Origin of the sequence: Rothia sp. HMSC071F11, from assembly GCF_001809115.1 — a bacterium.
Lineage (GTDB): Bacteria > Actinomycetota > Actinomycetes > Actinomycetales > Micrococcaceae > Rothia > Rothia dentocariosa.
Genome location: NZ_KV795769.1, coordinates 21952 through 28425 on the forward strand (window position 1 = coordinate 21952; position 6474 = coordinate 28425).

Sequence of the window (6474 nt, forward strand, 5' to 3'; positions counted from 1 at the left end):
TAATGGCTAAGAAGATTGTTCGTAACGCAGGTATCGTTGCTGTTGCCGGTGCTGCTGTTATCGGTTCCAACATTCCCGCAAACGCATTTGCTGAGGTTCCTGCAGCAACCGACTTGAGCTACGACTACAGCAGCTACGAGTACGATTACAGCAGCTACCAGACCCCCGCAACTTCCTACGTTGCACCTCAGGCTGAGCAGCAGACCGAGTACGTTGCACCTGCACAACAGACCGCACAGGTTGAGACTACTTCTGCACAGGCACCTGCTCCTGCAGCAGATAAGACTCCTGCACCCGCTACCAACAACGCAACCCGCGACGCTATCGTGTCTGCAGCTAAGGCTGCTCAGGGTACCGGTTACGTTTGGGGCGGTCGCTCCTACGGTGCATGGGACTGCTCCGGCTTCGTCTCCTACATCTTTGCTCAGCAGGGCATCAAGCTGACTCCTTACACCTACACCATGTCCACTGAGCTTCGCGCAACCGCGAACCCCCAGCCTGGCGACATCGTGTTCACCAACGGTTACAACCACGTTGGTATCTACGTGGGTAACGGCCAGATGGTCTCCGCTCTGAACCCCTCGCAGGGTACCCAGCTGACCCCCGTTGATGGCAATGGTTACATGCCTGTCGATGGTTACTACACCGCTTTCTAATCTCATCTGAGATAGAGAAAACTTAGACAAAGACGGCACCCGTCCAATCGGATAGGTGCCGTCTTTGCATGCTCTGGAAGGTATATATGCCTTTCGAACTTCGGTGTCAGACTTGGTGTCACACTCATAAGGCTTGCGCAGATTCTAGGCGCTTAAGCCCTCACACCGCGGCTCTATGGCAGAAAAACGCGGGAGAGACCGCATCGTGGTCATGTGAATATCTCATGATGTGACTATATAAAGATAGGCTTGCCTTGTCTTCTGGGCGAGTACAATACTTGAACTATGGAAAATACATCATCAACTCCCATCCGCGAAGACTGGACGGGCGAGGCATCTCCGACAGCTGTAGCAACCCTCTCAGGCACCGGCGGCCTGATCGTCGCCCCCACAAAGGTTGGCTATATCCTCATGGCTACTGATGGCGAAGGTCTCGAACGTAAATTTGATGCCAAGCTCCGCAAGCGCGAAAAGCCCGGTGTCGTGCTGTGCGCATCCTTAGAACAGCTCGATAAACTCGCCCAGATGACCCCAGAAATCCGCGAATTCTACCGGAAACACTGGGATGACGACATTCTTTTAGGATGCATTCTGCCCTGGCGCGAAGACGCTGAAAAGTACCTGCCGGATGAAACGACGAAGGAACTTGCCCGCGATGCGCGCGCAACCAGCTGCTTCGTGGTGCGTTTTGGTACCCCCGCAGAACAGATTGTTCGTGCCCTCTGGGAGAATGAAGGGAAACTGACCTTCGCGAGCTCAGCAAACCCCTCGGGCATCGGTAATAAGGGGCGCGTGACGGGCATTGGCGACCGCATCGAGAACGGCGTAGACGTGATTGTGCGCGGCGATGAATACGTGAAATCCATTCAACCCGATAAGACCGACGAAACACGCCACGAACAGGGCGTGATGGTCTCAATGGTCGATGCCGAGGGCAACCTGGTGCCCGAACAGCACGGTGAACGCGGCGTGACCCCCGCCCCCACCCTGATTCGTAAGGGTCTGGAATATGAAGAGATTATGCGCCATCTGAGCGACTCATTCCCCAGCTGGGATTATCGCCACGGCATGTACTACTAAGCCCGCCTCAGGCTATTTTCGGTAGGTTATACGGGGCGTGCGTCTGATGGTCGATCAGGCGCACGCCCCGTATATGTCTCTAGGCGTGAGGCGAAAATGCGTTCTTGCGGGGCAGGATATGCGGGTACCATAGAAGAATGCCAACACAGTTTGAAAGCCCTAAGAACAGCTCCGACCAGGAATTTACGTACCTTGCCGTCGGCATGGTTGCGGGTGCGATTCCGGGCATTGTGATCGGTCTGCTCGTCGCGCTGCCGCTCGGTAACCCGGCCATGTGGGTTTCTGTCGTCGGCGGCATAGGCATTATTATCGGCATGGTAAGTGCCCGCATGATCTACCGCAAGAAAACGAGGGCACGAAAAAATCCCCGCAGTGAGCAGGAATAGCTCATCGGTGGGCACAATTTAATGTGCTTCCTTGGTTGGTTGTTCGCTCAACGCTGCGCGGTAGCCCTCCAGCTCGGTACGGAGGTTCAGACGCGCGGGCGCATCCCAGAGAAGATGCGCGGTGTCTGAAGCGTAGATTGTCGTGCGGTTCAGAAAACCTTGCAGAATCGCCGCTCGGCCGCGGGTGAAGGCATCCGGAGTGTAATGGGCGTACTCGGCGCGAACCCCAGCGACATAGCGGGTATAACGCGGGCTATCGGCGGCGAGAATCGCAAGGTCAGCATCAAGGAAGAATGCTGCATCGGCACGGGTAAGCGCGCCAGAGGTATATTCCTCAATACCATCGGCTAATTGGTGAGAAGCCGTGAGCTCTATCAGGTGCGCAATAGCGGTAACCTCGCGGTTCGTGAGAGACCCGGTGCTTGCCAGGGGAGTGAGGGCGGTGCGTGCGAGATCGGCACTAGCCGCCTCGTCTTCGCCGGGATTTGCCTCGTAGACGGCATCATGAAACCATGCCGCCAGAAGTACCGCCCGCGGGGTTGCGGTGTGGTGTTGTTCGTAAAGGGTCTTGAGCGCGGTGAGCATTTCCGAAAGATGCACGCTCGTGTGGTATTTCCGATGCGGCTGCTCGTAACGCGCCAGCAGATTTTCGCCCAGTGCTGTGTGTCCGGGCAGCAACGAGTCCCAGGCGCGCATGAGACGCGGGCGTATTTTGTTAGGGCGTTCCCGCAATGGCACCCGCAGCCCGCTGTCTATCAGGATGCGCGTCAGCTGCGACCCGCTCACCTCGCGCGCACCTGCACGAACCAGCCCCTCGTACCGATACGCGGGAACGTCGTAGTGGTCGGCATCGAAGGCACGCGGACTTATGCCGGTTTTCGCCGCAAAATCGTGAAGTTCCGCCAAAGAAGTGTCAGAAATTAGGTGCGAAAAGACCGTGCCGTGTGCGGGCCAGACGGGCGGGTCAATAAAAATACTCACTCGTCTATTCTAGGGGCGTGTAAGATGCTAAAACCTGTGTGATGCCCGTATAATGGAACGAGTTGCCCCCGTAGCTCAGGGGATAGAGCACTTCTCTCCTAAAGAAGGTGTCGGACGTTCGAATCGTCTCGGGGGCACGGGTAGCGAACCTGCTTGATGCAGCTTCCTCGCGGAGGAGCATCAAGCGGGTTTTATTTTATCTGCAGGGCGCCGTTGCCCGTGTTGAGGGCGTAGAACATAAAGATTCCATAACATTTTGCCGCAAATCCTGAAGTAGGCAGCCCTATACGCTTATTCTGAAAGTGACCGATAAACACCCATACATATCTATGAGAGGCAATGATGTCTTCTATTTTTACCCGCAGAAATGCATTGTTCGTGTTCGGAACCGGAGCCGGTGCGGCACTACTGAGCGCGTGCGGTGGTAATTCCACCGCTGAAAGCTCCGGGTCGGGGAGCGCATCGTCGTCTGATGTATCGCCGAGTGCCTCTTCAAGTTCAAGCTCTTCATCGTCGAGTTCAGCCTCGGCCAGTTCCTCGTCAGCTTCTGAAGCATCAAGCCCAGAGTCCTCACCATCGCAGTCTGGTGCAACCGATATTGATATGAGCGGCAGCTATGGCGGAAAAATTAATTTTGAGTCCGTTCTGGAATACGAGAAATCCGGTACATATGAGCCCGCTACGAAGGAGCATCCGGCAAAAAATGTTCCTAAACCCAAGAAACCTGCCGGTGCGGATGAGAAGTCGCTCAAAGGCCTCCACCTGAGCATCGCGTTTGCGGTTGCCGCAACGCAATACGCCTATAACACGGGGGATTACTCCCTGCTGGAGCAAAGCTCTATGTCGGAACCAGAACGCAATTACTTCTTGAGGGAAGAGAAGGAAAGACTCGATAAAACCCGCGAAGGCACATTCTGGCCGGATAATATTACGATCGAGTATACGCTCACCGAAGAGAGTCCCCGGCTTGAAGGCGATGGCGAATACATATGGGATCGTGAATTTATCGTTGAGTACGGTAAGTTCGAGGTTGTTGACGGCAAGGTTGAGTACCCTTCAGACGAAGACCACGACATGATATATCGCGATAAATTTATAGGTAATCTGACGGCGCAGTATATTAACGGAGCTTGGATAACCAGCGCGGTTGCCAATCAACCGAAGTCTAAGAGCTAAAACGTAAGTGCCCTTGCCTCTGTAAAGGTATTTATCTCCGAAGGACTCTGTTTATCCTTTCGGACTACTAATGTGCGTGCTGTACTGCTCTATACTCCTGTACGACGAGTATTGCTGATGATGACGGGAACTTGTGCGCTGTGCCGCGCAAAGGGGCAGTGCAAGCCTAAACTTAAACATATACCGATTTGTCCTACACTTCCGATAAGGAGAACTCTACTCATGTCTTCTCTGTTCGATCGCCGAACCGCTTTACTGGTTCTGGGCTCTAGCGCCGGTGCCGTATTTTTATCTGCATGTGCCCCTAAAGTGAATGGGATTGAGGCGACGTCGCCCGCATCCTCTAGTTCATCGTCTTCTTCCAGCTCGTCGAGTTCCAGCTCGTCGAGTTCCAGCTCCTCGTCGAGTTCTTCAAGCTCCAGTTCGTCGGCATCACGTTCAGCGTCGTCAAGCCCGAGCCCGAGTATCGATATGAGCGGCAGCTACAAGGGCGATATTAACTTTGAATCCGTGCTCGAATACGAGAAGTCGGGTACTTTTGAGCCCGCCACCAAGGAACACGCTCAGAGAAACACCCCCAAACCCAAGAAACCGGGGAGTGTCACCGAGAAATCCCTCAAGGGGATGCGTGACACTATCGCCTATACGGCGGCAACGGTCGAGTACGCCATTAATACAGGTGATTACTCGCTTATTGAAAACGGTCCGATGAGCACATCTGAGAAAAACCACTTCTTAGACAGCGAGATGAAGGATCTGCTGCAGAGAGCACGGGATGGCAAACGCTGGGTGGACAACGCCAAAATAATCTACACTTTGGACGAAGACAAGCCCGTGTGGGATGGAGAAGTCTACTCGTGGAAACGTACCTTTACGATGAATTACGGCAAATTTGAAGTTAACGACGGGAAGGTAGAGGACGTATCAGACGGCGGAGGCGACGCCAAACGGGAATTTAAAGGTCACCTGCTGGCGGAATACCGTAACGGATCTTGGGTTGTTGCAGGTATAGCTTCACAGTTTGAAGACGATGACGATCCCGTAACTCCGTCGAGCTCCCCTAGCGCATCAGCAGGGATTTAGGCCCGAGCCTGTCTTTCGTGCGGGGCTCTGCATGAGTCCTCCCATGAAAAAGGAACCCTAATCGTGAATTAGGGTTCCTTTTTTATGAGAGGACGAAGGGGAGTTATTCTTCGGGTTTACCGTCTGCCTCGACGTTTGGCCCGCCCGTGATAAAGGTGGAGGCCGCATCCTTAATGCTGCGCACCAGCTGGTATGCGATACCCGCCAGAGACAGAAGCAGCAGCGCCCAATCCACAGGTAACAGCACGTTCAGAGCGCCGGGCTGATGCGCGGGGTCGGCGAGCGCCGCATCTAGCATAAAAATCGTGGCAATGTGCGCGAGCAGGTAGCCCACCGGAGCCGCCGTGAACAGTGCCTGCAGTACCTTCGGCAGGCGTGACGTGTACGCCAGAAACGCCAGCGAAAGCCCAAAAAAGAGCGCAAAAACTATGCCCACCGAACGATGCGCATACGTATACGCACCCAGATTGTCGCCCAGTCCGGAAGCGAAGGCGGACAGGGCTTCGGCTGAGGTGACGGGGGAGAGGTCGGGGACTTGGGCGTTCGCCAGCCTGCCGTAGCTTGGCAGCACCCAGAACGCCACATAGGCGCCCAGCAGCAGAGAAATCGTGACCGCCACGTACAGAAAGGTCTTCGAACGCTGCTGTTCGGCGGGTGCGTTCGCGCGCACGGCACGGTCATCCATGACCTGTTTGAGCTCATGAATTTTATGCTCTTGGGGTTTTCGCCCAGGCTGCGGTCGGTTCTGCCCCTGCTGCGCCTGCTCGCCGTACAGGCGTTTCTTCTGACCTTGTGATAGACCCATACCTTCCATTATTGCGCAGAGCGACTGGTTGTGTCAGCGTGGGGCCTTTACCAAAAGAATGCTGTGGAGTATATATACGGGGCAGGCTTCTTGGTCTTCTGCCGCGCGGTATCGCTCGTTTTGCTGATACCCCTATATTAGGAAGGCTGTGGTGCAGCGGGTTATAGCTTGGCCAGGTCGATCTTGCCCATGTGCAGGATATTATCGCGTGTGGCGGCGTCGGCCATGAGTTCGGCGATGTTGTGGGGGACGACCTGCCACGAGACACCCCAGCGGTCGACGCACCAGCCGCAGCGCTCGGCCTCGG

Annotated in this window: 8 protein-coding genes and 1 tRNA gene; 6 read left to right on the top strand and 3 right to left on the bottom strand. The window is 55.2% G+C overall.

What is annotated here, in order from left to right:
- Nucleotides 1–2: 2 nt before the first annotated feature.
- From HMPREF2554_RS09420 to HMPREF2554_RS09430, 3 genes are all read left to right on the top strand, one after another.
- Nucleotides 3–656 carry a C40 family peptidase gene (locus HMPREF2554_RS09420; RefSeq protein ID WP_004005562.1) on the top strand — a complete coding sequence of 218 codons (654 nt, stop codon included), beginning with the start codon at nt 3–5 and terminating at the stop codon, nt 654–656.
- A 285-nt stretch (nt 657–941) separates the two neighbouring features.
- Nucleotides 942–1736: an L-threonylcarbamoyladenylate synthase gene (locus HMPREF2554_RS09425; RefSeq protein WP_070554969.1), complete on the top strand. Its 795-nt coding sequence runs from the start codon at nt 942–944 to the stop codon at nt 1734–1736.
- Nucleotides 1737–1873: 137 nt separating this feature from the next.
- Complete coding sequence (locus tag HMPREF2554_RS09430; RefSeq protein ID WP_070554972.1) at nt 1874–2122, top strand: hypothetical protein; 249 nt, start codon at nt 1874–1876, stop codon at nt 2120–2122.
- Nucleotides 2123–2140: 18 nt separating this feature from the next.
- Here the strand turns inward: HMPREF2554_RS09430 and HMPREF2554_RS09435 are convergent, their stop codons facing one another.
- On the bottom strand, nt 2141–3103 hold the full coding sequence (locus HMPREF2554_RS09435) for a DUF4031 domain-containing protein (protein ID WP_070554974.1): 963 nt from the start codon (nt 3101–3103) through the stop codon (nt 2141–2143).
- Between the two features lie 64 nt (nt 3104–3167).
- Here HMPREF2554_RS09435 and HMPREF2554_RS09440 point away from each other — a divergent pair.
- The 3 genes from HMPREF2554_RS09440 to HMPREF2554_RS09450 all read left to right on the top strand — a co-directional run bounded on the left by HMPREF2554_RS09440 (nt 3168) and on the right by HMPREF2554_RS09450 (nt 5362).
- Nucleotides 3168–3240: transfer RNA gene (locus HMPREF2554_RS09440), tRNA-Arg, on the top strand.
- 205 nt (nt 3241–3445) lie between these two features.
- Nucleotides 3446–4279 carry a DUF6318 family protein gene (locus tag HMPREF2554_RS09445; protein WP_048754129.1) on the top strand — a complete coding sequence of 278 codons (834 nt, stop codon included), beginning with the start codon at nt 3446–3448 and terminating at the stop codon, nt 4277–4279.
- Nucleotides 4280–4501: 222 nt separating this feature from the next.
- Nucleotides 4502–5362: a DUF6318 family protein gene (locus tag HMPREF2554_RS09450; RefSeq protein WP_070554977.1), complete on the top strand. Its 861-nt coding sequence runs from the start codon at nt 4502–4504 to the stop codon at nt 5360–5362.
- 103 nt (nt 5363–5465) lie between these two features.
- Here the strand turns inward: HMPREF2554_RS09450 and HMPREF2554_RS09455 are convergent, their stop codons facing one another.
- Both HMPREF2554_RS09455 and HMPREF2554_RS12040 read right to left on the bottom strand, forming a co-directional pair.
- On the bottom strand, nt 5466–6167 hold the full coding sequence (locus HMPREF2554_RS09455; protein ID WP_246826059.1) for a TANK-binding kinase 1-binding protein (TBK1-binding protein 1): 702 nt from the start codon (nt 6165–6167) through the stop codon (nt 5466–5468).
- 161 nt (nt 6168–6328) lie between these two features.
- Nucleotides 6329–6474, bottom strand: a 146-nt coding sequence (locus tag HMPREF2554_RS12040) for a VOC family protein (RefSeq protein ID WP_210396050.1), incomplete at its 5' end; no start/stop codon positions are given.